The 25,843-nt window shown below is 34.9% G+C and carries 22 protein-coding genes and 2 tRNA genes; 8 read left to right on the plus strand and 16 right to left on the minus strand.

The window, feature by feature from the left end; translation table 11 throughout:
• The first annotated feature begins 261 nt into the window (after positions 1 to 261).
• On the plus strand, positions 262 to 828 hold the full coding sequence (locus J3U74_RS06035; RefSeq protein WP_267329548.1) for a hypothetical protein: 567 nt from the start codon (positions 262 to 264) through the stop codon (positions 826 to 828).
• Between the two features lie 710 nt (positions 829 to 1,538).
• Here the strand turns inward: J3U74_RS06035 and J3U74_RS06040 are convergent.
• The 15 genes from J3U74_RS06040 to J3U74_RS06110 all read right to left on the minus strand — a co-directional run bounded on the left by J3U74_RS06040 (position 1,539) and on the right by J3U74_RS06110 (position 15,486).
• A tRNA-Gly gene (locus J3U74_RS06040) sits at positions 1,539 to 1,614 on the minus strand.
• A gap of 19 nt (positions 1,615 to 1,633) precedes the next feature.
• A tRNA-Leu gene (locus J3U74_RS06045) sits at positions 1,634 to 1,721 on the minus strand.
• Between the two features lie 221 nt (positions 1,722 to 1,942).
• On the minus strand, positions 1,943 to 2,497 hold the full coding sequence (pgsA, locus tag J3U74_RS06050) for a CDP-diacylglycerol--glycerol-3-phosphate 3-phosphatidyltransferase (RefSeq protein ID WP_220217359.1): 555 nt from the start codon (positions 2,495 to 2,497) through the stop codon (positions 1,943 to 1,945).
• A 108-nt stretch (positions 2,498 to 2,605) separates the two neighbouring features.
• Complete coding sequence (uvrC, locus tag J3U74_RS06055) at positions 2,606 to 4,441, minus strand: excinuclease ABC subunit UvrC (protein WP_267329680.1); 1,836 nt, start codon at positions 4,439 to 4,441, stop codon at positions 2,606 to 2,608.
• Between the two features lies 1 nt (position 4,442).
• On the minus strand, positions 4,443 to 5,120 hold the full coding sequence (artM, locus tag J3U74_RS06060) for an arginine ABC transporter permease ArtM (RefSeq protein WP_267329679.1): 678 nt from the start codon (positions 5,118 to 5,120) through the stop codon (positions 4,443 to 4,445).
• Between the two features lie 12 nt (positions 5,121 to 5,132).
• Entirely contained in the window at positions 5,133 to 5,861 is a 729-nt protein-coding gene (artQ, locus tag J3U74_RS06065) for an arginine ABC transporter permease ArtQ (RefSeq protein WP_366518659.1), read from the minus strand.
• A gap of 131 nt (positions 5,862 to 5,992) precedes the next feature.
• Positions 5,993 to 6,727 (minus strand): transporter substrate-binding domain-containing protein, encoded by a 735-nt coding sequence (locus tag J3U74_RS06070; protein ID WP_220217355.1) that lies wholly within the window; start codon positions 6,725 to 6,727, stop codon positions 5,993 to 5,995.
• Positions 6,728 to 6,750: 23 nt separating this feature from the next.
• Positions 6,751 to 7,479: an arginine ABC transporter ATP-binding protein ArtP gene (gene artP / locus J3U74_RS06075; protein WP_220217354.1), complete on the minus strand. Its 729-nt coding sequence runs from the start codon at positions 7,477 to 7,479 to the stop codon at positions 6,751 to 6,753.
• Between the two features lie 440 nt (positions 7,480 to 7,919).
• On the minus strand, positions 7,920 to 8,567 hold the full coding sequence (locus J3U74_RS06080; RefSeq protein ID WP_267329678.1) for an ElyC/SanA/YdcF family protein: 648 nt from the start codon (positions 8,565 to 8,567) through the stop codon (positions 7,920 to 7,922).
• Position 8,568: 1 nt separating this feature from the next.
• Positions 8,569 to 9,258 (minus strand): CidB/LrgB family autolysis modulator, encoded by a 690-nt coding sequence (locus J3U74_RS06085; protein ID WP_220217352.1) that lies wholly within the window; start codon positions 9,256 to 9,258, stop codon positions 8,569 to 8,571.
• Positions 9,255 to 9,707 carry a CidA/LrgA family protein gene (locus tag J3U74_RS06090; protein WP_220217351.1) on the minus strand — a complete coding sequence of 151 codons (453 nt, stop codon included), beginning with the start codon at positions 9,705 to 9,707 and terminating at the stop codon, positions 9,255 to 9,257. The genes J3U74_RS06085 and J3U74_RS06090 overlap by 4 nt, the downstream gene beginning before the upstream one ends.
• Positions 9,708 to 9,809: 102 nt before the next feature.
• Entirely contained in the window at positions 9,810 to 11,243 is a 1,434-nt protein-coding gene (sbcB, locus tag J3U74_RS06095; RefSeq protein ID WP_220217350.1) for an exodeoxyribonuclease I, read from the minus strand.
• A 916-nt stretch (positions 11,244 to 12,159) separates the two neighbouring features.
• On the minus strand, positions 12,160 to 12,810 hold the full coding sequence (locus tag J3U74_RS06100) for a S24 family peptidase (protein ID WP_220217349.1): 651 nt from the start codon (positions 12,808 to 12,810) through the stop codon (positions 12,160 to 12,162).
• Positions 12,811 to 13,350: 540 nt separating this feature from the next.
• The gene (gene ubiT / locus J3U74_RS06105) at positions 13,351 to 13,857 is read right to left on the minus strand and encodes a ubiquinone anaerobic biosynthesis accessory factor UbiT (RefSeq protein WP_220217348.1); all 507 of its coding nucleotides are present in this window, start codon (positions 13,855 to 13,857) and stop codon (positions 13,351 to 13,353) included.
• Positions 13,858 to 15,486, minus strand: coding sequence for a Na+/H+ antiporter (locus J3U74_RS06110; RefSeq protein WP_220217347.1), 1,629 nt, complete (start codon positions 15,484 to 15,486; stop codon positions 13,858 to 13,860).
• A 153-nt stretch (positions 15,487 to 15,639) separates the two neighbouring features.
• On the opposite strand from J3U74_RS06110, the gene recO reads away from it, so the two are divergent.
• Positions 15,640 to 16,332, plus strand: a complete 693-nt coding sequence (gene recO, locus J3U74_RS06115; protein ID WP_220217346.1) for a DNA repair protein RecO — start codon at positions 15,640 to 15,642, stop codon at positions 16,330 to 16,332.
• Positions 16,333 to 16,474: 142 nt separating this feature from the next.
• Here recO and J3U74_RS06120 read toward each other — a convergent pair whose 3' ends face one another.
• The gene (locus J3U74_RS06120) at positions 16,475 to 17,563 is read right to left on the minus strand and encodes a GntR family transcriptional regulator (protein ID WP_267329677.1); all 1,089 of its coding nucleotides are present in this window, start codon (positions 17,561 to 17,563) and stop codon (positions 16,475 to 16,477) included.
• 255 nt (positions 17,564 to 17,818) lie between these two features.
• Between J3U74_RS06120 and J3U74_RS06125 the strand changes: the two genes are divergently transcribed.
• From J3U74_RS06125 to thrS, 6 genes are all read left to right on the plus strand, one after another.
• Entirely contained in the window at positions 17,819 to 18,763 is a 945-nt protein-coding gene (locus J3U74_RS06125; RefSeq protein ID WP_220219596.1) for a sugar ABC transporter substrate-binding protein, read from the plus strand.
• A gap of 51 nt (positions 18,764 to 18,814) precedes the next feature.
• Positions 18,815 to 20,305, plus strand: a complete 1,491-nt coding sequence (locus J3U74_RS06130) for a sugar ABC transporter ATP-binding protein (protein ID WP_267329676.1) — start codon at positions 18,815 to 18,817, stop codon at positions 20,303 to 20,305.
• A 2-nt stretch (positions 20,306 to 20,307) separates the two neighbouring features.
• Positions 20,308 to 21,324: an ABC transporter permease gene (locus tag J3U74_RS06135; protein WP_267329675.1), complete on the plus strand. Its 1,017-nt coding sequence runs from the start codon at positions 20,308 to 20,310 to the stop codon at positions 21,322 to 21,324.
• Between the two features lie 64 nt (positions 21,325 to 21,388).
• Positions 21,389 to 22,795 (plus strand): hypothetical protein, encoded by a 1,407-nt coding sequence (locus tag J3U74_RS06140; protein WP_267329674.1) that lies wholly within the window; start codon positions 21,389 to 21,391, stop codon positions 22,793 to 22,795.
• Complete coding sequence (locus J3U74_RS06145) at positions 22,788 to 23,675, plus strand: carbohydrate kinase family protein (protein WP_267329673.1); 888 nt, start codon at positions 22,788 to 22,790, stop codon at positions 23,673 to 23,675. The genes J3U74_RS06140 and J3U74_RS06145 overlap by 8 nt, the downstream gene beginning before the upstream one ends.
• A gap of 222 nt (positions 23,676 to 23,897) precedes the next feature.
• Positions 23,898 to 25,823 (plus strand): threonine--tRNA ligase, encoded by a 1,926-nt coding sequence (gene thrS / locus J3U74_RS06150; RefSeq protein ID WP_220219591.1) that lies wholly within the window; start codon positions 23,898 to 23,900, stop codon positions 25,821 to 25,823.
• The last annotated feature ends 20 nt before the right edge of the window (positions 25,824 to 25,843 follow it).

Raw genomic sequence — 25,843 nt, forward strand, 5'->3', positions numbered from 1 at the left:
TATGACTTACATCATATTCACTATCAAATCTAATGTAAAGAATGCAAAAACGGTATTTTTAGTTTGATGTTATTTAGAATATGTTATTTATGATGACCCATTAGGAGAGATATTGCTACAATTTTGGCACCACTAGGTGTAACATGTGATTTGTTGTACGATTTACCTAAATCTCATCCGGCATCAGAATAGATAAAAGCGTTAAACAACGGTATCATAATTTGTTATTTGTAAGATAGCGCTTTTAATCATTTTACCGAAATGGATGAAAACATTGCAAATAAAATCCCATTTTTTAGAGAAAACTTAATTATTAATAATATGAAAAATTTAATTTTAATTTCTTGTATATGTATGTTTTTTATTGGGTGTAGTGAAAACAAGACTGCACATGAATTTACTATTAATGGTGGAATGATAACTTTAGATACTAAAAAGAACAATGAAAATATATTCAATATCGAGTTTGGAGATGATATTGTACTAAGTTGGGATAGTCTTGAAGATAATTTTATTATTGATCAATATTATATGGATCTTAAAAAAGATAAAAAAAAGATAAAAGTCCTTCTAGACAATATTACAAACAATCAATTGGTTAATGTAGAAACAAAATTAAAATCAACAAAACTTAAGAAGGGTGATTTAGCGTTTTTATATTTAATAAAACTTGATAAAATATATTATTTCGAATGCTTACAAATTCAGTTTGATGTTTTTTCTAAAAATTCTTCATATCCAGATTCTCTTGTAGATTATTTAGAAAATAATCGTAAAGAAGCTCAGAAAAAAATGAGTATATGTTTGCATAAAAAAGGCTATATCTAGATAAATTTACTTTTTTCCTTCCTTCGTGCCAATCTTACACAGGTATGACCTGCGTAGGATTCGATAACGAAGCATAGTGAGGCGTTAGTTATACGGAATTGTGCTATATGTTGTCCCAGTTTTTAGCTTATCCTGCCTGTCTGACTTGTTAAGTTTTGAGGATCAATTCCTTGTAAAAGTTTCTGCCGTATGTCAAAAACTTTAATATATACCTTTTTTGAAATTATTTTAGAATATTCAATAAAACAAATCATTTGTTGTTTTTTAGCCAATAATAACGTAAATGCTAACGACTTCAATTAGTATCGACTAATAACTAAAGACCGTTACCATCTTTAAATGTTTAAAGTTTGTTTTTTAGATTCCGTTTTCCAAATCATCAAACCGCATGAAAGGGGCGTATTAACAACTATTGTGTTGAAAATTATCATTTATCATTAAAGAGTTCAGACTGCATCAGCCATGAACTTGATGATACGATTCAATAATAAAATGATTATTACCTTAAAATAAACAACATAAACAACCCAGCAATAGATAGAGAATTATTACTGGGTAATAAAGGAACAGAACAGATACTCATACAAGTAACAATTCATTTTATCTTAAATGTATCGATATTAATAAAAACCTATACGGACAGATAAAACGTAAACCGCTCGATTTCTTAATGAATAAAAGATGTATAGAGAAGTTTTTAAACGCGATATTGGAGCGGGAAACGAGGTTCGAACTCGCGACCTCAACCTTGGCAAGGTTGCGCTCTACCAACTGAGCTATTCCCGCATAAGAGAAGTGTTTTAAATGGTGCCCGGGGCGAGACTTGAACTCGCACGGCCAAAAAGGCCGAGGGATTTTAAATCCCTTGTGTCTACCGATTTCACCACCCGGGCTCAAAACTTATTACGTAAGGTAATTCGCTTTGAATGCAGTGCATTTTACCTATCTTGAGATTTCAGTCAACATAAATTTTGGATTAATTGTTTAATTGCTCAATGTTTAGCTTATTGTTGGTTTAATATTGAGTTTTTGGGGATTGAAAAGTGTAATTTTGTGAACTTACAGAAGATAACAAAATTACACTACAATTAACGATTATCGACTTTCCGATAAATTATTCTTCATCTAACAAATCACTTTGTGCTATCCATAAATATTGGAACATGGACAATAAAGTTAGAACTGTAGCAAAGAAAAGCGCTGCCAGCCCCGCATAGATGACAAGATCGCATGGACGCCAAAGTAGCCAGGTTAGTGCGGTCATTTGGGCAATGGTCTTGATTTTACCTATCGATGAGACGGCAACGTTATTGCGTTTACCAATTTCAGCCATCCACTCACGTAAAGCGGATATAATAATTTCTCTGGAAACGATAATGATTGCCGGAATTGAGATCCACCAAGCTTGATAATATTGGGTAATAAGTACCAAAGCGATAGTGACCATAATTTTATCGGCAACAGGATCAAGAAAAGCACCAAATTTTGTCGTTTGTCCTAAACGACGAGCAAGATATCCATCTAACACATCAGTAACGGCAGCGATTAAAAATATTAATGCTGAAAAAAAACCAGACCAATCATGAGGAAAAAGGTAAAAAGCTAGCACAAAAAAAGGTATTAATATAACGCGAAACAGTGTTAAGAAAGTAGGGAAGTTGATTTTCATGTGACATAAGCTCTTTTTTTTGTTTTATTAATCAATAGAATAGCAATAATTAAAAAACAGTGATTCTTTATGATTATGTTGCCTGAAATATGTTAATTTTTCAATGTGCTATTGTTGTAAATTTAGATAAATTTTTTCAGCTAAAGATTTTGAAATACCTTGTACTTGAGCAATTTCATCAATACTTGCATTTTTCAACTCTCTTAATCCGCCAAAATGTTTAAGAAGAGCTTGTCGTCTTTTACCGCCTATGCCTTCAATATGCTCTAAAGCACTATCAGTTAGCTGCTTCACGCCTCTTTTGCGTTGCCCAACGATAGCATGATCGTGTGAAGCATTGCGAATTTGCTGGATAAGCAACAGAGCAGGGGAGTGATCATCAAGGTAATGACCTGTTCCATGTGCTTCAAAGAAAAGTGTCTCTAATCCCTCTTTGCGTTCCGCACCTTTGGCAACACCAATTAAAATAGGATGATTTTTATCCCAATTAACATTCAAGTTTTCAAAAACTTGTAACGCTTGATTGAGTTGTCCTTTTCCGCCGTCAATAAAAATGATGTCCGGAATTTTCTCTTCCGGTAAATCTTTTTTGTTATATCGACGAGTAAGAACTTGTTCCATAGCCGCATAATCATCGCCTGGCGTAATGCCGGTGATGTTATAACGGCGAAATTCTGATTTAACCGGGCCTTTATCATCAAACACAACACAAGATGCAATCGTATTTTTCCCCATAAAATGGCTGATATCAAAGCATTCCATACGCTTAATTTTTTCAATCCCTAAAAACGCTTTTAAGGCATCATATTTTTGCTTAATGGTCGAGTTTTCTAATAGTTTATTTTTCACTTCGGTTCGAGCGTTAACGGTGGCTATATTTAATAGCTTAAGATTGTCACCTTTTGGCTCATCAACCAGCTTAACTTGGTGTTCAGCGATAAGTGACAGGGTCTCTTCCATTGGCTGTTTATCAGACAATGAAAAATTAAGTAAGATCTTTTTCGGGATATTTCTATTTTGGTTACCCTGAAGATAGAATTGCCCTAAAAATGTTTCAATAACTTCTTCAAGCTCAGTGTTTGAAGGCACTTTAGGGAAATAAGAACGGTGACCAAAAGTTTGCCCGTTACGAATAAATAACACGTAAATACAAGCTAAACCCAACTCATAATGGAATCCAATCACATCGAGGTTATCATTATTATTATAAATTGCTTGTTTTTCATTTATGTGCTTAATGGCTTGTAGCTGATCACGCAACACAGCCGCTTTTTCAAAATTTAGGTCACTGCTTGCCTTTTGCATATCTTCAGTAATTTTCTGCAAGATTTGCTCTGATTGCCCGGACAGGAACAGTCGGACATAGTTAACTTGTTCATTATAATCCTCATCACTGACCAATCCCGGCACACAAGGCCCAAGACAGCGTTTGATTTGATATTGCAGGCAAGGGCGAGTTCGATTTCGATAGGTCGTGTTAAGGCATTGCCTTATTGGAAAGGTTTTCTGTAATAAGGCTAATATTTGTTTAACCGCATATCCACTAGGATAAGGGCCAAAAAATTCATCTTTTTTCCGATTAACTGCACCTCGATATAGCGATAGTTGTGGATGACGTTCCTTGCTTAATTTGATAAAAGGATAGCTTTTGTCATCTTTTAACAAAACATTATAACGAGGCTGATGTTTTTTAATATAAGTCTGTTCAAGCAGTAAGGCTTCAGTTTCGGTATTGGTAATAGTAAATTCAACCCGATTGATATGGCTTACTAGCATATCGGTTTTTAATGTTTTTTTACTGCTGTTAAAATAGCTTTTTAATCGGTTATTAAGATCTTTAGCTTTTCCCACATAAATAATCGTATCTTTATCATTAAACATCTGATAAATACCCGGTTTATGCGGGACTGTTTTTAGAAAAGATGCAGAATCAAATTGGCTCATATTAGTTTTCGAATGTGAGGGCTTTTTTCTCTATAATCCTCATAATGGTGCTTAAAATACCATTTATCAAGAGGTAGATTAATCCAGCGACAATAAAAATAGAGAAATCGTAATAATCTCCATTGAGCTCATTACTGTATCCCATAATATCCATTACCGGAATCATGGAAGCTAACGCAGTGCCTTTGACCACAAAGACCACTTCATTGGAATAGGTGGAAAGAGAACGTTTTAAAGCATATGGCATAACTATTTTTAAGCTTTGTAGCTTATTCATGCCTAACGCTTCACATGCTTGCCATTGTCCCTTAGGCACCGATTTTAGTGCACCGTAAAATATTTGGGTGGTATAAGCCGCACTATTTAAGGTTAATGCCAAATAAGCACAGAACCAAGGGGATGAGATGAATGCGTAAAAATTTGGCATTGTACTTAAAATATCACCAAATTGAGAAGGCCCGTAGTAAATTAAAAACAGTTGCACTAATAAAGGCGAACCGGTAAAGATGATAATGTAAGTTCGAATAACCTTAGTTAGAATTGACGAATTTAATGATAATAAGCAAGAAAAACAGATAGCTAAAAGTCCTGCCGATAATATTCCCAAAATTCCCAAACTCAATGTATCAGGAAGTCCTTTAAGAATAACGCTAAGATAATAGATAAAATTATCAGACATAATATGACCTTACTAACTATTTGTTGATGTTGGTTGTTCGAAATAAGTTGCTCGTTTTTCAATTCGTGTTATCACTTTCTGACTCAAAATCGAAATAATCAGATAGATAATCATTGCAATGAAATACCATAAAAACGGTTGATTAGTCCGGGCTATAATGGTTTTGGTTTGCATCATAAGATCATCGATTGCAATTGCCGATACTAAAGCGGTATCTTTCAATAAAATTAGCCATTGATTACTTAAACCCGGTATGGCATGGCGCCACATTTGCGGCATAATAATGCGAAAAAATGTCCTTGTTTTGCTAAGCCCTAAAACTTGAGCTGCTTGCTTCTGTCCGTTTGATATGGCTTTAAAAGCGCCACGAAGTGTTTGAGAAGCGTAAACTGCATAGAGTAGCGACAACGCAATAACACCACACAAAAATGGAGACGGTTGAGTGTTTTCAATGTGCATTTTTACAGTAAAAGAGGTAAAACCGAGTGAAACAGTGAAACCGTCATCTAATGCGATTAACAATAGAGGCAAACCGGTGTAGATAGCGACAACGATCAATAATTCCGGTAACGCTCTAATTGTCAAATTAAAAAGAGACATCAGCCATGCAACCGGTTTAACCGGTACCGATTCTAAAATGGTAAATATAAAGGCAAAAAACATTCCAATAATCAGCGACACAAAAGCCAATGATAATGTGATTGCTGTCGCTTGGGTAAGCGGCAATATATACCCATCCATTGAAGAGAGTATTGAGTCTATACCGTGTGCAAAAAAATCTGACATAAAAAAACCGTAGTTAAATTAAAAAATAAACTCGCCGCAGAATATGCGGCGAGATCACAATAAGACAGTAGCTAAGTGGTTAATAATTATTTATTAAACCATTTTTTATAAATCGCATCTAATTCGCCATTGGCTTTCAGTTTATCAATGGCGTTATTAAATTGCTCAAGTAATTGATCATTACCTTTTCGTAAGGCAATACCTAAGCCTTCACCAAAAAATTCATGGTCGGTGATTTTATCGCCTAATGCAACAATATCCGCATCTTTACCTAACCAGTCACCGGCAACAAAAGAGCTTGAAACAATAGCATCAATACGTTTGGCTTTTAAATCTAAGAAAGCAAATTGATAGCTATCGTAGCTTACTGCTTTAACATCCGGGAACTTTTCAGCTAAGTATTTTGAATAAGTTGTCCCTTTTTGAATACCAACACGTTTACCTTTTAATTGATCAAGGCTAGTTAATGTATCTTTTAATGTGATGAACTGGATCGAACTGTCATCATAATAGATTTTCGTGAAATCGACCTGTTTTTGACGCTCAGGAGTGATGTCTATGCCGGCAATTGCCGCATCAATACGACGGGTTTTTAAGCTTGGAATTAAACCGTCAAAAGATTGATTAACAATTTTGCAAGATACTTTCATCTCTTCACAAACTTTGTTAATTACATCAATATCAAATCCAACAATTTCATTTTTATCATTGGTAAATTCAAACGGCGCATAAGTTGCTTCTGTACCGATTGTTAAGTTTTCTGCTGCTTGAGCTGTCAATGCAGCACCGGCAAGAAAAATGGCTAGTAATGTTTTTTTCATATATCCACCCAAATTGATTATTATTAATGTGATAAATAAGCTTTAAATGCTTCGGTTTTTGGATGAGCAAAACATTCAAGTTGTCCTTGCTCAACAATTTTACCATGCTCCATGTAAATTACTTGTGATGCCACTTTGCGAGCAAAATCAACTTCATGTGTGACAATAATTTGAGTAATACCTGTTTGTGACAGCTCGTTAATAATTTCCGCAATTTGTGATGTAATTGCGGGATCTAAAGCCGCAGTAGGCTCATCAAATAATAAAATTTGTGGCTCCATCATTAATGCTCTGGCAATCGCAACTCGTTGTTGTTGTCCTCCGGAAAGGTGGAGAGGGTAGCGATCTGCCATTTCTGCAATCTGTAACCGATTTAAAATTGCCATCGCTTTATCACTTGCTTCTTTTTTTGAAAGCTTTAATACCTGACAAGGTGCTTCAATTAAGTTTTCAAGCACAGTTAAATGTGGCCATAAATTATAATTTTGAAAAACCATGCCGACATTTTTACGCAATGATCGAATCGCTGATTCGCTTATTTTTTTGGAAAAATCAAAATGTGAATCGGCAATTGTCATTTCGCCTGAGGTTGGTATTTCAAGCAAATTAAATACTTTTAATAACGAGCTTTTACCTGCACCACTTTGACCAAGTAATACGATCGTTTCACCTAATGGATAACACAGTGAGACATCATTCAATGCCTGATGATCACCATAAAAACAGTTAATATGGCTTAATTCAATATTCATTATTCGTTTAACATAAATTTCAATTGACTAAATATTACTTTTTTTTGCATAAAAATGCAATCTAAAATTTGAGACTCAATAAAATTTAAATTGGTTTTTATACTAAAACGTATATATTTTCTGAAAGTTCTTGACAGGATTTTTTGTTACTAGCAAGTGACGATTATTAATAATAGTAAAGGCATTGCCAGTTATTTTGATTGTTTAGGTATCATGGAGCTTTCAATTGATGTGTTAACCTCAGTTGCTAATTGTGAAATATGCATTAAATTCAGTCGTAGAACTTATAAAGCAGTCAACCGTTATCCTAAGATTCCTTAAACATAAGAGCTGGAAGTCAATTTTCAAGATTAAACCTTTTTAATTGCGATGATTTAACCATTTTTATACTTAAACGTATATATTTTCTGAAAGTTCTTGACAAGATTTTAACGTTCTAATTATTGATCATCAGTAATGATAGGCATGGCAGGTCCAAGGTATTTCGGTTGATTATCCAGTATGTACAGATCGATAAATGCTTTAACTCGCGCAAATATTTCACGGATTCGAACTAATTTCATGCTGCTAGGCGACGGAACAGCAAAACACTGTGCTTGAATCCCTTGAGCAAGGGCAATAAAGATTGCTCGTTCACAATGAAATTCTTGAGTGATAATAGTGAAATCATCAGCATTAAATACTTTATTGGCTCTTACCACTGAGTCTAAAGTTCGAAAACCGGCATAATCTAAAACAATCGATTCTTGAGGGATCCCGGCTTTTATTAAATCTTTTTTCATCGTAATTGGTTCATTATAACTTAGCAGGGCGTTATCACCGCTAAGAATTAAATAATCGACTTTTTTTTGCCAATAGAGATTGATCGCTCCCTCTATTCGGCTTCGATAAAAACCGTTAATACCGCCACCTTGAACATATTTTGACGTGCCGAGAACAACACCGATTGCTCGATGAGGTAGTTTGTCTGCATCATGATAGATGTATGGCGCTGTTTTATAGCTAATCCAGCGATCTAGGCCGATAATTATCACCATGATTAATATGCAAAATCCGACCAAACAGCCAATAAATTTTTTCAACGTCATACTAAAACCAATTAAAAATAAATACCATTATTGGAAATAAAAAAGGTGCTGTCAATGATGTCATGATACCGCAGAGAACTAATGACAAAGAGCTATAGGCACCTTCATTGTAATTTACCTCAATGCAACGAGCTGTACCAACAGCATGTGATACTGCACCTATTGATAAACCTCTTGCTGACGCTGATTTTATTTTCGCAAAATTGAGTATTTGATGTCCGAATATACCACCAAGCGTACCGACAAGTATTACGCACAATGCAGCAATAGACGGTACACCACCTTGATCACTTGCAATGGTCACGGCAATGGCAGTTGTCACTGATTTAGGTAAAACTGATGCCGCCACTTCATTATCTCCACCTAGCCAAAATGCAATACAAACACCTGTAATCATTGAAGCAATGGAAGCCGTGAAGGTGATTATCATTATCGATTTCCAGCGAGCTTTGATTTGAGGTATTAACTCATACAATGGATAGGCTAAAGCAACTACGGAATAAGGCAGCAAATCGTTGATAATTTTTACATTGCTCAGATATTGTGTATAGGTGGTTTGGGTTACAAGTAAAATTGGAATTAAAACAATGACCGAAATAACCAAAGGATTAAATAACGGTGTTTTAATTTTAAAAGCGATTTTACGGATAATAAGAAAAATAAATAGTGTAAGAGGTAACATCCATATCATGATTGTTTTTCCTCGTTTGGTGTTTGATGAAGTGATGATTTTTCTGGTTTATGTAAAAACTCAGTTAAATAAGCAGTTAAGAGCAATACGATAAATGAACCACCAACACTAGCAAAGATAATCGGTACCCAGTTTTTTAACAACAAAGCGTAATTATCCATGATGCCCATAGCTGCGGGAATAAAAAGCACCGTCATATAACGCATAAACAGATTACAACTGTTTTTAATCCAACATGTTGGGATCAATTGAAAAGCCAATAAGAAAAATAAAATTAATAAACCGATAATACTGCCGGGTATCATGATCGGTAACAGCTCAGAGAGAATATTCCCTGCCCACAAACAAAGGGTTAATATGATTAGACCTCGTCCGTAACTGAAAAGTGTATAGTATAAAGAATAAAGCCGATGTTTTACCGTGGCATGTTTGGCTAAAAAATGTTTCATAACGTCAATGCTATTATTTTTAAACTTTAATGATGATCATCATTCCGGTCGCTGTGAATGACACAAATATTTTTAGGCGTATGATACGCCCGTAAAATTGAATTATCCAACTAAATAATGGCAATAATGATAAAGTTGTTTAATTATTGCGATTTTATCCGGTTGTTGATAGCTAGCTTCTGCAAGCTGTTCGAGTGTTAATAGATAGTCTTGGACTTTTGCTGATGTGAGCTTGTCACGACAATGATCTCGCCAAATCATTTGTTCTTGTTCTGTTAAAGTTTGAGGATAATTTCTCGCTTTATACCTAAAAAATAGCTTACTCAGACGAGGATCATCAAAATCCAATGATAAACTTGTCAATAATTCAATAGGTGTTGTTCGAATGGTCTGGCAACGCAGTTTATCCTGACTATTTAAAAAACCGTTATAAATTTGGGCATCGACATCATCACTTATCGGGTAGTCCTGCTGAGTATCAAATAATGCGCGCATTTTGTCTTGCAGTACAATTTGATGTTGTAATAGTTTTTGTTGCTTTGCTAAGCACTGGTCAATATCGATATTAAATCGCTGAGCATTTTGTGGTAACAATGTTTTTAACGGTGCCACAATAGGGCATTTGTTGCTATGTATTAATTTTAGCGGAATGCGAGATTCATTAAGTTCTAAATCTTCTGTTTTGGTATAAAGCTTTTCTTTAATTTGCTCAACGGGTAAATTGATGATTGAATCCACATCCCCGGTGAGATCACAAACAATAACGGCATTACTGTTACTTGGATGCCAGGCGATAGGGCAGACTAAAGACAGATTGCCTCGATAGCTGCCTAGCATTCCTGAAACATGGACTATTGGTGTCATATTGATTACATCAATAAGTTCGGCAACTTTGTTTTTATGTCGCATTGAGAGAAAATATTGAAAAAGTTTTGGTTGTTTCTCTTTTATCAGTTTCGCCATGGCAATGGTGGCATAAACATCAGACATCGCATCATGCGCATGTTCGTGAGCAATATTATTGGCTTTTGTTAAATGTTCTAACCTAAAGCTGGGTAAACCTAAATCGTTAGTTGGCCAGTTAATTCCATCCGGTCTTAAGGCATAACAAGCTCGAACAACATCAAGAAGATCCCATCTGGAATTGCCATTTTGCCAACTATACGCATAGGGATCATAAAAATTACGGTATAAAATATTACGAGTGACTTCATCATCAAAGCGAATATTGTTATAACCCAAAATACAGGTATTAGCTTTGCTAAACGCTTGATAAATTAATTGGGTAAATTCAGCTTCGCACACACCTTTTTGATTGGCAATTTGTGGTGTAATACCAGTAATTAGCGCAGCTTCTGGATTGGGTAAATAGTCTGGCGCTAATTGACAGTAAATGACCAAAGGCTCTTCAATTATATTAAAATCACAATCGGTTCTAACGCCGGCAAATTGAGCGGGGCGGTCTAAAGCAGGGTTGATACCAAAAGTTTCATAATCATGAAAATAAAATGTTGGCTGTTCTGAATTGTTTTTCATTGTGTAACTTTGCCCGTGATTGTTATTTTTATTTATATTTTATTAGATATAATCTGTTTAGCACATTTTTGTTTTTTGGCTGTTTAACTGTTTTTATCTGTTCACTTGCAAATGTGTACAAATTGAGTTCCGAACTAGCTTTTTAATACCCGATAAAAACTGAAAGTCTATGGTATAACATGATAGCTATTTGACTTAATAATGAATAAGCGTGTTTCGCCGTCTTCTCAGTATAGAATTCTAGTTATCCATTGACGCTAAGCATAGCATAAAATGTCACAATTGCCTTTCAAATTTGTCATTAGAAGAGTTTGAGTGCCGATAAACAGCCAGATTAAATCCCTTGCTATCAAAAAAAGCCCTCATTAACGAGGGCAAAAAGGATGTAGTATATCGCTGTCTTTCCAGCTGTCAGATTTTTCAAGCTATTTTGGAAGGATAGCTTTTATCGGAATGAAACTCGTTTTGATTTCAGAAATGACTAACGAAAAGCGAATAATAAAGAATAACTAATTAACTGATTTTGTTTTTCTTTCATTTTTCACTTTAAGTAAACCTATCTAAAATTCAAAACGAGTTGTCTATTTAAGACATCTAAAATTAAATGTCAATAATAAATTTAAGATTTCTAAATTTAATTAACATTTTTATCAAATTTGAAAAATAAATAAGGGATTTTTATAAAAAAAATTTTAAAAGTATAAAACGCTGTTTGAAATTGAACGGAATTAAATACGATTTTTTAAATAATTATCTAAAATGATAAGCACATAACTCCCAGTTTTGTTGGAGTTATGATCTATACTTTTTAGTGTTGGTTATTTGAAGTGATTTGTTGCTATGGGGTATGTTTTTGATTTGATATCTTTATCATTAAACTATACCGATTATCTGTTTTGGTGTAATAAAAAAATTTTTATCTTTTTCTTCTAAATATTCTATGCTCAACCATTGTGCCAACAATACTAATTTGTTGTTTTTTATTGCTCATTGCCGTGTAATCGCGATTAAGTGGCATAATTTCAAACAGCATTTTTTCGTCGCTATCCTGACCTAATTCACGATATTTTCGAAAAGTTGCTTGCCACTCCGGAATAATTGCTACGATAAATTCGCCGGGGGTAGGTTGTATATCGGGATCAATGATAACAACATCACCTTCTTTAAATTCTGGCTCCATTGAATCGCCAACTATTTCAATGGCAAATGCTTTATTGGATAATTTCAATGATGTCATAATATGAGTTAAAACAGTGACATTTTTCTGTTCTTTTGAATCTATCCATATTCTAACTTGGGAGTAATCGATAAGCGGGACTTTATGGGATTTGAATGAAGCAGGAATCACGCTTGATTCTTCACCACCATTAAGTAACCACACAAAATCGCATTCTAATGCTTTAGATAAATCATATAAATTTTTGGCACTTGGTGATGTTGTATCTGATTCCCATTGAGATATAGAACCATGAGTTGCGTCATTTAATGTTTTTGCTAAGTTTTTTTGCGTTAAATTTAAAGCTTTTCTTCGTTTACGTATTCGTTGACCTATTGTTTCTGTTGCCATATGACACCTCATTTAATATTTGAGATATCTTAAATCATGTTGACTTAAGATTTCTAATAATATGATTTTTAAGAAAACTAAAATGAAAGTACTGAAAATGTCACATAAACCAGCGTTTATTCGTTTTCAGAGAGTTGAAAATAATGATGTTCACATGATTCGAAATAGGGTCACTTTTATGTATTAATGGCAATAGTTAAAATTATCTGATTTTGACCATATTATATCGTCTCAGATTATTGGTATCTCCTCTCTTTATTATTGATAAAATTTATTGTGGTGGCTTATCTGATCAGTAAATGATCAAATATTTATAATTTTTTTTATATGTTTTATTTCAGCCAAATGGTAAGTTTTCAAAATTAATTGATTTAACAAAAGCAGACAGATAATCAAGATCAAAAATCATTAATCTTTGATAAAACACTTAAGAAAATAACCTTTAGTTTATGAGTATAGGGCGTTAAAAAACTATTTAAATCGTTAAATAGAAAAGGGGAGTTTAGTGTCACATAGCCCCCAATAACTGAGGGCAATATATTAATGGATTGGCGAGGTTTGGATAATATCTGCTAGTTTTTCAAGCGTTAGCCTTAAGAATTTAGGCATTGCTTCGAGTTCAATAGAATCCATTAGGTTTTTCACATATAACCCTAATTCAGTGTCTCCTTCAACAATTAATCGGCGTTGAAAGAAAAGGGTATCCGGGTCTTGGCGCCGGGTGGCTATCATGATTAAATCATTAGCATTACCGATAAAAGAGACATCTGCAATTTCTTCCCGACTGACTACTAATTTGTTTTCAATAAGGCTAACAAACCAAATAAGATCTAAATCGGTCACTTGAATTTTCAACCAACGATCTTCTAAAAAATCAAGGTCACCATCTTCAAGCGATTGTTTAAATTGCAACTGTAATAATTGCTCAATAGTGCGTTTTTTTACTTCAAAAGGCACGCATTTGAGTGTAAGCCCCAGCATTTGAGGGGCTTTATCGACAAATTGTGAATGGATTTTGCTTAGAAATTGATGCTTGTTTCCAATCATTTAGGCATCTCCGGAAATCATTTTTTCATAAATATCTAAGTCAGTATTTAAATGTTCAAATGTTTCTTCACTTACTTCATTACGAACTTTCATTTGTAATAAAGCTGTACGCTCAGCGCCGATAGCAACTAAACGCATACGTCTTTCTAGGTTTTCTGCTTCTAACGCCTTTTGTTCTAAATCTTTAAGGCCAGTTCTTCGTCTTAATGAACCTATAACACGTGAACCGACTTCATGGATAATTTCTTGATCCAGACCCGCTTCAGAAGTTTCTTGCAGTAAATTGCTTTGCATCTTTTCCAGACTAACAATCGCTTCTTCTGCCATTTGCCCTTTGACGGTTAAAATTTCATTATCTTGTTCTGAATTATCTAAAATCACACTACCACGTAATAAAATAGGTAATACAATGACCGCTACAATCAATGAAACTAAGATAATACCCGTTGCAATAAAGACTAACTGGTAACGGCCACCAATAGTCATCGGAATGGATAAAACACCAGCCAATGTAATGGCACCGCGCACACCAGCAAAGGTTGAAACTAAAAGATCTCTTGTCGTGTATGATCTAAATGCAAGAGGGCGTTTTGTACCAAATGGCATCGTCGGCATGTGTTTCATTGCCCATAACCAGGCAAATCTGGTGGACATTAACACAATAAATACAAACAACACAATTAAGCATAATTGCCATAATTCAATTGAGGCATCAGTTTGGTTTTCAGCAAAAGTATTATCTAAAATACTCGGTAACTGAATGCCTAATAAAATAAACACAAATCCATTAAAGACAAAGGTTAACATAGACCAAGTGCTATCGGATTGTAACCGTGCAGTTAATGGAGCATTTCGCATCATATTGGAGTGGTTAACTGTCATACCGGCACTCACTGCGGCTAAAATGCCTGAACAATGGCACTCTTCAGCGATGATATAAGCGGCAAAAGGGAGTAAGAATAGTAGAACAATTTGAATTGCCGGGTCATTGTGAGTGAGCTGATTAATTTTACGTAAAATACGTGCATATAACCAGGTAAATAATACACCGACAGCCAAACCACCAATAGCAACAATAAAGAATGTAATACTAATTTGAATTAAATTAAATTGTAAAACTCCAGCGGCAATGGCAATAGCAAATTTTAACGATACCAAGCCTGAAGCATCATTCATTAACGCTTCACCTTCAATGATTTCCATTTTTTCTTTATCAATGCGGCCTTTACCCACAATACCACTTAATGCGACCGCATCGGTTGGGGATAATACTGCTGCTAAAGCTAAAGCTGCCGCTAATTGTACGTTTGGTAACATCCAATATAAAAAATAGCCTAAAGCGATAATCGATATAACAACTAAAACAAGTGCTAGTCCAACAATCTCTCTAAAATTGTACACAAAGTCTTTAACTGAAGTTTTTCGACCATCAGCAAAAAGTAATGGTGGAATAAATAAGACAAGGAATAGTTCCGGATCAAATTTCAAATAAACACCAAAAGCAGCTAACATACAACCTAATAGGATTTGCATTAGCGGTAGTGGAATTTGTATTGGTAGCATTTTTATAACGACACCGGAAAGTGATACAATTAATACAAGAAGTAAGATTGTTGAAAATAGTTCCATAGTTTTTAATTTTTCTTTTAGTTATCCCATAATTAGTTATTGATTATATCGGATTTTCAGCAGAAGTTCAGTTGAAAATTTCATAAAATTACTCAAATTTTGGTCAGATACTATTTTTAATTAAATAAACTAGGTAATTAAAAGGTTTTTTGAATGGAAAATTGGCAAAGAGCATTTGTGCTACATACAAGAACTTATAGCGAAAGCAGCTTATTGGTTGACTTGTTTGTAGAAAATGTCGGGAAAATTACCATATTGGCAAAAGGTGCAAGGCGAAAAAAATCGTCTCTTAAAGGCATATTACAACCTTTTACGCCATTAATTGTGCAGTATTCTGGGCACGGTGAAATCAAAAACTTACGTCAGGTTGAGGCGATTTCGCTCACGCTACCTTTGGTCTCGATTTGGCTATATAGCGCTTTTTATCTAAATGAATTATTACACCGGGTGTTAGTCGCTGAAACCGAAATGACAACCCTGTTTGATGATTATCTTAAAAGTATCCAACAATTGGCTCAACAAACGCCTGCCGAAAAGGTATTAAGAGTTTTTGAATTAGCATTATTAGAGAATCTGGGTTATCACGTTGATTTTTTCCATTGCAGTGTAACCGGCGATGAAATTGTTGAATCAATGTCCTATCAATATCAATCAGAAAAAGGATTTATCAGTAGTTTAATGCAAAATAGTACCAGTTTTACAGGTAAACAAGTATTAGCATTAGGTCATAGGCAGTTTGATGATGAAGATACCCTCAAAGCGGCCAAACGATTTACCCGTATGGCGATGAAACCTTATGTCGGTTCAAAGCCGTTCAAAAGTAGAGAATTATTTTTAAAAATTTAGCAGTTTTAATCGAATGTTTTTTAAAACTGACTGTAAGAGCTGTTTAATATGGTGACACTGTCACTTTTTTGTTTAACATGATTATCACATATTTGCTGCTTATCGGTATTTTTATTAAAAGCCGATATCATTACGGGCGCTATCAAGTTCCACTTGATGCCCGAATCACTAATTCTCCATTGACATAGATCGTACGAATCGGTAGTGCCGGGTTATTGACTCGCTGAATTAACGTTTCAACCGCCGTTAAGGCAATACTTGCCAATGGTTGCCTGTATGTTGAAAGTGGGGTAGCAAGATGACAAGCGTAATCTGCATCATCAAAGCTGATGGTAAATAATTTATGTTTTGGATTGATTCTCTGATTTAATGAAATTAATTGCATTGCGGTAAAGTCGTTACCGCAAACAACATGCTTAATATTTAATTTTGCTAATTGATTTATTACTTTTTCATCTATTTGTGGAATTTGAATAATCCAATCTTTGGTAATTCCTGCATCAACCAGCGCTTGTTTATAGCCGATAATTCTTAATGCAATAGTATTGGCAGAATCACTTTTGGAAACGAAAGCAATTTGCTTATGATTCTGTTCAAGAAAATGCTGAGTAACAATATATCCGGCAGCAATATTGTCAATACTGACTAAGTCGGCCATACCTCGATGAGGAAACCGACAATAATCACGCTCAAGCAATATACAAGGTATCTCATATTGATTCAGGAGATCGATAATTTTTTGATTAATAACGCTTGCATAGGGATGAAATTCTAAAGGTGTAAAAAAGATGCCATGGATATTATTTTTGGTGTAATTAATGATAACCTTCTCTACATCATTCAAAATAGATTGAATATCTTGGCTTTTAGTTAGCATGCCCGCCCATAAAAGAGAAAACTGATAATCATTTGCTAAACTAGCGATTTGAGAATATAAACTATCAAGAATCATGCGACTTTCATCTTGTTCTAGCCTTGGTGCTAAGATGCCAAAAATATATTTTGTTACTTGTTCATTTTCCGGTTGTCTAACATAAAACTTTCCGCCTTGTTTGCCTTCAATGTAGCCTTCATTTTTTAACTTTGAAAATACTTTGCTTATTGTTGGTCGAGATGTTTTATAAACCAGACTTAAATCGGATGAAGAGGGCAGAGCACTATGACAATCTAAAACGCCACTTTTGATTTGCAACAATATTTCTTGATATATCTGCTCACTTTTATTTGCCATAGTAATCCCTAATCAATTTTGAATAATATATATAGTATGACATAACCGCTAAACTTGATAAATTACATTTTACAAGTTTTTAAAAAAAGTGACTTTGATATCATAAATAATAAAAAAGTAAAGATTAATATTGTCAAGGTCATCTCGGATAATTAGGCTGGATTTGCTCAAAATAAATATTTCAGCATTATTTTAATGCTTTAACTTTATGAGTAAATTTTGTTTATAAATCATTTGATTATCCGAGGTGGCTTTATGAAAAAATTCATAACAACATGCTTAACAATTTTAATTGTATTTTTTACAGGCTGTTTTCAACTTGTAAATGCTGATGATAATAAGCCGATCAAGTTTGCTTTTATCACTTCAACTTTGAACAACTCATTTTTTACTGCTATCTCCGATACTTTTTCTGAAATAGCTAAACAAAATAATGATCAATATATTCTGATTGACCCTCAATATGACCAAGCCAAACAGATATCTATGATGGAAGATGTTATCAATCAAAAAGTAGACATCATTTATTTAATTGCTGTCGATTCAGAAGGAATCAGACAAGGCTTACTGGCAGCTAAACAAAAACAAATTCCTGTTGTCGTTATTGATAACCCGATTAGTGATGATGACTTAGTTGTCAGTACTGTAGCGTCAGATAATTTCCTGGCAGGTAAAATTAATGGTGAACAAATGGCCAAAGATTTTCCAAATGGTGCAAAAATTGCAGTAATTGATTGCCCGTTTAACCGTGCCAGTGTGTTAAGAGCGGATGGTTTTTATGCCGGCTTAGGTGATAATAAAAGTAAATTTGAGGTTGTATCTCAACAAAATGGAAAATGTGCTTTAGAAGTAACTATGCCAATTGCTGAAGATATTATTCAAGCTCACCCCGATTTACAGGCTTTCTTTGCCGTAAATGATCCTTCTGCATTAGGTGTCGTTGTTGCTTTAAAAGCATCTAATAAACTAAAAAATGTCAAAGTTTACACAGTTGATGGCTCACCCGACGGTAAAAAAGCGTTCAGCGATGGTGATTTAACATTAACGGTTGCACAAGCACCAATTCAGTTGGCTAAAGAGACATATAAAATCGGCAAGCAAGTCTTAGCAGGAGAGCCTGTAGCTAAAGAGATCTTAGTACCAACTTTTCCTATCACTAAAGAGATGATTGAAAAAAATGGCGTAAAAGTTTGGCAATAGCAATCTGCTTAAGCTTTTTCCAGCGATTGCTATCAATAAGGTGATATTACTATGGAACAAGTTGTATTACGACTATCTCATATCGAAAAGAAGTTTGCTGGTGTTCATGCATTAAAAGACATGCATTTTAATTTAAAACAATGTGAAGTGCATGGATTATTAGGCGAAAATGGTGCCGGCAAATCAACATTAATCAAAATTATCGGTGGCATCTATAAACCCGATGCCGGTGAAATTATGATTTACGGTAAAACCGAAATAATTAATGGTATTAAAGATGCGCAATTAAGAGGAATTAATGTCATTCATCAAGAAATTGTATTAGTTCCTTATATTAGTATATATGAAAACATCTTTTTAGGGCGTGAGCCTAGGACTAAATTAGGTTTTAAAGATCATCGTCAAATGATCGTCAAAGCACAAATCATGATGCAAAGCATGGGGTTAACCATTGATGTATTGCGTCCTGTTCATGAATTAACCATTGCACAACAACAACTTATCGAAATCATTAAAGCCATTTCATTTAATGTGCGCATACTAATTATGGATGAGCCTACTTCTTCTTTAACCGATAAAGAAGTCGCACAGCTTTTTGTAATGATTAAAAAGTTAACCGAACATAACGTTAGTATCATCTATATTTCACACCGTATGGATGAGTTATTTGCTATCACTGACCGAATTACTGTTATACGTGACGGAAGTTATGTCGATACAGTCAATACCAATGAAACCAATATTGATGAATTGGTCAAAATGATGGTCGGTCGTCATTTAAATAATTACTATCAACGACATTATCAATCAAATGGTCAATGCCTATTAGAGGTAAAGAATTTCACTAAGAAAGGGTTTTTTAGTGATGTCAATTTCAAATTGAAGAAAGGAGAAATTTTAGGCTTTTCTGGCCTTATGGGTGCAGGAAGAAGTGAAATCATGCAGGCCATTTTTGGTGCAGACAAATATGATAGTGGAGAAATTTATTTTGATAATAAGCTGGTTAAGATAAATTCTCCTCAAGATGCGATTGATATTGGTATCGCATTAATACCTGAAGATAGGAAAAAACAGGGGCTGATATTATCTCATAGTATAGCATTTAATCTCACACTCACGGTATTGCAACAATTTATGCATGGTTGCTTTGTTAATCAACATAAGCAGAAGGAGATGATTCAATATTATATTAAAAAACTCAATATAAAAACGCCAAGTGCTGACAAAATAGTTGGCCAATTAAGTGGTGGTAATCAACAAAAAGTGGTCATAGCCAAATGGTTAGCCACTCACCCTAAAGTCATCATTTTAGACGAACCGACTCGCGGAATAGATATTGGCGCCAAAGCTGAAATCTATCAAATCATCGATGAACTTTGTTCAAGCGGTATAGCCATTATTATGATTTCATCAGAACTACCCGAGATTATCAATATGTGTGACAGAGTTTATGTGGTCGCTAATGGCCAAATCCAAGGTGAACTATCTCATGATGAACTTACACAGGAAAAGATTATGAAATTAGCAACAGGGAGAGCTTAAAAATGGCTAGCCAATCTATCAAACAATCAGATGATACGCTCTATCATCGATCGGCAATAACCAATAATTTTATTATCAGAAGTTTTAAAAATTTCATTACGCATAATATAGGGATATTAATTGCGCTTTTATTGATTAGTGTCATTTTAACTTTTGCAAGCCCTGTATTTCTGACTCAAGAAAATATGTTATCTGTGTTACGACAAGTATCTACCAATATGTGCTTAGCATTAGGAATGACGTTGATCATCATATTAGGTGGAATCGATTTATCGGTGGGGTCTATTGTTGCAATGGCAGGCACGCTGACGGTTGGCTTTATCTCAATAGGTGAAATGGGCATCATTCCGGCAATTTTATTAGGCTTGCTTATCGGTACGCTTTGTGGTGCAGCTAACGGCGTTGCTATTGCTTATACCGGTATTCCGCCCTTTATTGTTACTTTAGCGATGATGATGATCGCACGTGGTGTTGGTTACATTTATAGTGGCGGTCAATCCATTCGCATTTTTGATGAGAATTTTACTCGCATTGGTACGGGTTATTTGGGAATGATTCCATACCCGGTAATTTATATGTTGGTATTTATTGTCATTATGTTAGTTCTGGTAAATCGTACTCGTTTAGGCACTTATATTTACGCGTTGGGTGGTAATCGTGAAGCAGCAAGATTATCTGGTATTGCTATTAAACGGGTTGAAATCATTGTTTATACCATTGCCGGTTTTTTAGCAGCTTTCGCCGGAATCGTTCTTGCTGCCCGAATGTATTCCGGGCAACCTTCAGTGGCACAAGGATATGAAATGGATGCAATAGCCGCTTGTGTACTTGGCGGCATATCTATGTCAGGCGGAATAGGTCGGATTAGTGGCACCATTTTAGGTGTCATTGTTATCGGTATTATTAATAATGGCTTGAATCTATTAGGTGTCAATTCATTTTGGCAATTGGTTGCCAAAGGCGTAATTATCTTCTTAGCGGTATATGTCGATATGTTAAAACGAAAAAGATCTCAATAAGCCATAAAAAATTGATTTCTTTGCTTATGTGAATAATACCCAATTTAATTAATAGGACAATAAAATGAAAAAATGTACGTTGATGTTAAACAATCCGGACGGTATCTGTCGACATAATGAACCTGTCATTACCCGCCTTTTTTTTAAGCAACAGCCAGTTGATCCTGCTCAAATGAAACTTATCAATGAGCAAGGAGAGGTTGTACCACATCAATTATTCGATATGGTTTATGATCAAACGAATAAATTTATTACGGCTTGTTCCATTGCTTTTATCGTAACTAATTTAAATCAATTGGTTGAAAACTATACGTTGTATTTAGATGCAAACACGCAATCAAATACTTTTACAGGAATAAAACAATTAGCGCCTACATTAGCAGACGGAATTAAAAGGTTGGATACCGGGCATTATATTTTAGAATTATGTCGTGGCACGGCTGATGGTACATCATATGGAAAATGGGGGATTCGCTATTTTGAAGCGAAAGCTCAAGGACTCAATTTGATTAAAGATTGCTCTAATGCTATTGGTGGATTTTATGGACCATTTTTTACACCTGCAAATGGCTTAATTAATCCGCCAGAACATACGGTCGTTGAGTGTGAGACAGAAGTTGAAGGTGCGATTTATTGTCGTTATCGATTTAATGGTCAAATACCTAATGGATTAGATCCCGCTTTACGCAATAAATCATTCTCAATTGTGTGGGAATTTTTCTATCAATCACCCTGGTTTAGACGTACTTATTATGTTGATGACTTTGAAACGTATGTTGATGGCATGCCGGTCATAAATAAGATCACTGTGGGCGATGAGTATGAAAGTGGTCAAAATAATTTGGTATTTTCTCGTTTTGCTAGTTACGGCGGCACTTATTATCGACAAGGAGATCGTTATGCCAATATTTTAGCCGATGAAGTTAACCGAATTTTATCCCAACCTCTTGATAAACTTTCTCCAAATGCGAGAAGTTATCGACAGTCAATTGGTGATAACATTAATGCCGTATCGTGGGATTACTTCTGGCGGCTATTTTGTGTGAAAGAGGGTATTTTAAGTGATGAAGAAATAAAAGCGCATGTTGAGACTATTTTGCGTAAAGCACATCATGTTGTTCATAACAGTGAACGTAATAAAGAAATATTATTTGCCAAAGAAATTGATGTTAATCATGTACCAGATCAAACGATTTTTCCTCTAGCTGCAAATAAAACGGCTGAAATTAATCCGGAAACAGGGTATTGTATGGTTTGGTATACAAGCAATATTGTTGGGCGTTATCAAATTGTTCAGCGTAAAGATTCCGGTTGGGTGAATTGGGGGACCAATGGTGAAAATGAATACCCAGAATTACCAACTGGATCGACTATATATACTGCATATGATCAATTTGATGATTGGCAAAAGCAAGCCGACAGTATGGAAAAAAACATTGATGTCAAACAAGGACTAATTGAAGATGAATGATGTAAAAGTTGTCGCAATAGGTGAGTTTTTATGGGATTGTTTACCAAATGGCAAAAAAATTGGCGGAGCGGCTGCCAATTTTTGTTACCATGCTAAATCAGCTGGGGCAAATGCTATATTAGTTTCTGCTATTGGAAATGATGAAAACGGTAAAGAATTAAGTAATGAGCTTGAGAAGCTAAAAATTCCACATCAACTCCAAATATCAAACAGTTATCCAACAGGAACGGTATTAGTTGAATTAGATTCAGCAGGGAAACCGACTTATGACATAGTTAATCCTGTTGCGTGGGACGATATCGCCTTAACCGAGCAATTATTAGCGCTTATCAAACAAAATGATTTAGATGCAATCTATTTCGGTAGCTTAATTCAACGTAATCCACACAATCATGAATTACTAAAAAAAATTATTGCGCATCTATCGCCACAAACCAAAATTATTGTTGATATCAATCTACGACAAAATCATTATAATCCTTCAACATTACTTTTGTGTATTGAGCATGCCAATATCTTAAAGTTAAATGATGAAGAATTACCTATTATTTGCCAATTGTTGAAAATAAAATCTGATCCAAAAGAGCTGTTTAATTACCTTAACCAGCATTATCAATTAACGTTATTAATTTATACTTGTGGCAGTGAGGGCAGTCATCTCATCACCCAAAGTGAGCAAAATTATCAACCGGCTGAAAAAATCACAGCGATTGATACTGTTGGTGCCGGTGATTCATTTATGGCAATAAGTAGTATTTTATATTTGAAAGGTAAAGCGTTGCAGGAAATTAACAGTAAAGCAAATCATATAGCTGCTTACGTTTGTACGCAAAGTGGTCCAATGCCAATTTTGCCTGAAGCCTATTTATCTGAATTATAATTTATTATCACGCCTGGCTTTTTTCCCAAATGATTAAAGCTAGGCAATTTCACTTCTACTATGTCTTTTCACTTTATACTTAGACGATAAGTTAAAAATCTATTTTTAAATCAAGTTTAAGCCTATTTAAAATGATTATGATAAGTGATAGTATACACGGTCTATTTATTTATGTACGCATGTGCGCTTTCGTGTGGCGCACCACTGTTATAAGGATTTATTATGCCAATTATTACTCTTCCTGACGGAAGCCAACGTCAATTTGATAAACCCGTAACTGTTTTAGAGGTTGCCCAAAGTATTGGTGCCGGACTGGCTAAAGCGTGTATTGCAGGTCGTGTTAATGGTGAACGTAAAGACGCTTGTGATGTTATTGATCACGATGCAACGGTAGCGATTATTACGGCTAAAGATGAAGACGGACTTGAAATCATCCGCCATTCATGTGCGCATTTATTAGGGCATGCTATCAAACAATTATGGCCAGATACTCAAATGGCTATTGGTCCAACAATTGACAATGGCTTTTATTATGATGTCGATTTAGATCACTCTTTGACTCAGGAAGATCTTGATGCATTAGAAAAACGAATGCATGAACTGGCTAAGAAAAATTATGATGTCATTAAAGAAGTCGTGAGCTGGGAACGAGCAAGAGAAGTCTTTTGGGAACGCCGTGAACCGTATAAAATCGCTATTTTAGATGAAAATATTCCAAAAGATTCAACCCCTGCGCTTTATCATCATGAAGAATATATTGATATGTGCCGTGGCCCACATGTACCAAATATGCGTTTTTGCCACCATTTTAAACTACAAAAAGTAGCCGGTGCCTATTGGCGTGGTAATAGCGAAAACAAAATGTTACAACGTATTTATGGTACTGCATGGGCTGATAAAAAACAGCTTGAAAGCTATTTACAGTTTTTAGAAGAAGCGGCGAAACGAGATCACCGTAAAATAGGTAAACAACTAGACCTTTATCATATGCAAGAAGAGGCGCCAGGCATGGTGTTTTGGCATAATGATGGCTGGATTATTTTCCGCGAACTTGAAGTATTTGTGCGTACCAAATTAAAAGAGTATGACTATCAAGAAGTTAAAGGTCCATTTATGATGGATCGGGTTTTATGGGAAAAAACAGGTCATTGGGGTAACTATAAAGAGTTAATGTTTGTTACGTCATCTGAAAATCGTGAATATTGTATCAAACCAATGAACTGTCCGGGACATGTTCAAATTTTCAATCAAGGTTTAAAATCTTATCGCGATTTACCACTAAGAATGGCTGAGTTTGGTAGTTGTCACCGAAACGAACCGTCAGGCTCATTACATGGTTTAATGCGTGTTCGTGGTTTTACTCAGGATGATGCACATATTTTCTGTACTGAAAATCAGATTCGCAGTGAAGTCAATAGCTGTATCAAAATGGTTTATGATACATATAGTACATTTGGCTTTACCGACATAACTGTTAAATTATCAACTCGACCAGAAAAACGAATTGGTAAAGATGAAACATGGGATCTGGCTGAAAAAGATTTAGCAGAGTGCCTAACTGAAAACGGAATTGAATTTGAATATTTACCGGGTGAAGGTGCATTTTATGGTCCAAAAATTGAATTTACCTTACATGATTGCTTAGGCCGTGCATGGCAATGTGGTACTGTTCAACTAGACTTTATGTTACCCGAACGCTTAGATGCGACCTATGTAGGTGAAGATAACGAACGCCATACCCCTGTTATGATCCACCGAGCTATTTTAGGTTCAATGGAACGCTTTATGGGGATTTTAATCGAAGACTGTGCCGGATTCTTCCCAACATGGCTTGCACCGTTACAAGTATCGGTTATGAATATCACCGATAAACAAGCTGATTATGCTAAACAATTAGCCGAGGAATTGCAAAAAGTTGGAATTAGAGCAAAAGCAGACTTGAGAAATGAGAAAATTGGGTTTAAAATTCGTGAGCATACTCTAAAACGTGTTCCATATATGTTTGTCTGTGGTGACAAAGAGATGGAATCTGGTACGATTTCAGTTCGAACTCGTCAAGGTAAAGATCTTGGTAGCTTTGAAGTGAAACATGTTATAGAATTGTTGCTTAACGAAATTCATACTCGTTCATTAGAACAAATGAATTAAAGATAAACTACTTTGGAGGA

It is taken from the genome of Gilliamella sp. B3892, assembly GCF_026536305.1.
Lineage (GTDB): Bacteria > Pseudomonadota > Gammaproteobacteria > Enterobacterales > Orbaceae > Gilliamella.

What these genes read in the sequence shown, in the direction of transcription:
- J3U74_RS06035 (WP_267329548.1), top strand. Translation starts at nt 262, where the DNA reads ATGGATGAAAACATTGCAAATAAAATCCCATTTTTTAGAGAAAACTTA.
- pgsA (WP_220217359.1), bottom strand. Translation starts at nt 2,497, where the DNA reads ATGAAAATCAACTTCCCTACTTTCTTAACACTGTTTCGCGTTATATTA.
- uvrC (WP_267329680.1), bottom strand. Translation starts at nt 4,441, where the DNA reads ATGAGCCAATTTGATTCTGCATCTTTTCTAAAAACAGTCCCGCATAAA.
- artM (WP_267329679.1), bottom strand. Translation starts at nt 5,120, where the DNA reads ATGTCTGATAATTTTATCTATTATCTTAGCGTTATTCTTAAAGGACTT.
- artQ (WP_366518659.1), bottom strand. Translation starts at nt 5,861, where the DNA reads ATGGATGGGTATATATTGCCGCTTACCCAAGCGACAGCAATCACATTA.
- J3U74_RS06070 (WP_220217355.1), bottom strand. Translation starts at nt 6,727, where the DNA reads ATGAAAAAAACATTACTAGCCATTTTTCTTGCCGGTGCTGCATTGACA.
- artP (WP_220217354.1), bottom strand. Translation starts at nt 7,479, where the DNA reads ATGAATATTGAATTAAGCCATATTAACTGTTTTTATGGTGATCATCAG.
- J3U74_RS06080 (WP_267329678.1), bottom strand. Translation starts at nt 8,567, where the DNA reads ATGACGTTGAAAAAATTTATTGGCTGTTTGGTCGGATTTTGCATATTA.
- J3U74_RS06085 (WP_220217352.1), bottom strand. Translation starts at nt 9,258, where the DNA reads ATGATATGGATGTTACCTCTTACACTATTTATTTTTCTTATTATCCGT.
- J3U74_RS06090 (WP_220217351.1), bottom strand. Translation starts at nt 9,707, where the DNA reads ATGAAACATTTTTTAGCCAAACATGCCACGGTAAAACATCGGCTTTAT.
- sbcB (WP_220217350.1), bottom strand. Translation starts at nt 11,243, where the DNA reads ATGAAAAACAATTCAGAACAGCCAACATTTTATTTTCATGATTATGAA.
- J3U74_RS06100 (WP_220217349.1), bottom strand. Translation starts at nt 12,810, where the DNA reads ATGGCAACAGAAACAATAGGTCAACGAATACGTAAACGAAGAAAAGCT.
- ubiT (WP_220217348.1), bottom strand. Translation starts at nt 13,857, where the DNA reads ATGATTGGAAACAAGCATCAATTTCTAAGCAAAATCCATTCACAATTT.
- J3U74_RS06110 (WP_220217347.1), bottom strand. Translation starts at nt 15,486, where the DNA reads ATGGAACTATTTTCAACAATCTTACTTCTTGTATTAATTGTATCACTT.
- recO (WP_220217346.1), top strand. Translation starts at nt 15,640, where the DNA reads ATGGAAAATTGGCAAAGAGCATTTGTGCTACATACAAGAACTTATAGC.
- J3U74_RS06120 (WP_267329677.1), bottom strand. Translation starts at nt 17,563, where the DNA reads ATGGCAAATAAAAGTGAGCAGATATATCAAGAAATATTGTTGCAAATC.
- J3U74_RS06125 (WP_220219596.1), top strand. Translation starts at nt 17,819, where the DNA reads ATGAAAAAATTCATAACAACATGCTTAACAATTTTAATTGTATTTTTT.
- J3U74_RS06130 (WP_267329676.1), top strand. Translation starts at nt 18,815, where the DNA reads ATGGAACAAGTTGTATTACGACTATCTCATATCGAAAAGAAGTTTGCT.
- J3U74_RS06135 (WP_267329675.1), top strand. Translation starts at nt 20,308, where the DNA reads ATGGCTAGCCAATCTATCAAACAATCAGATGATACGCTCTATCATCGA.
- J3U74_RS06140 (WP_267329674.1), top strand. Translation starts at nt 21,389, where the DNA reads ATGAAAAAATGTACGTTGATGTTAAACAATCCGGACGGTATCTGTCGA.
- J3U74_RS06145 (WP_267329673.1), top strand. Translation starts at nt 22,788, where the DNA reads ATGAATGATGTAAAAGTTGTCGCAATAGGTGAGTTTTTATGGGATTGT.
- thrS (WP_220219591.1), top strand. Translation starts at nt 23,898, where the DNA reads ATGCCAATTATTACTCTTCCTGACGGAAGCCAACGTCAATTTGATAAA.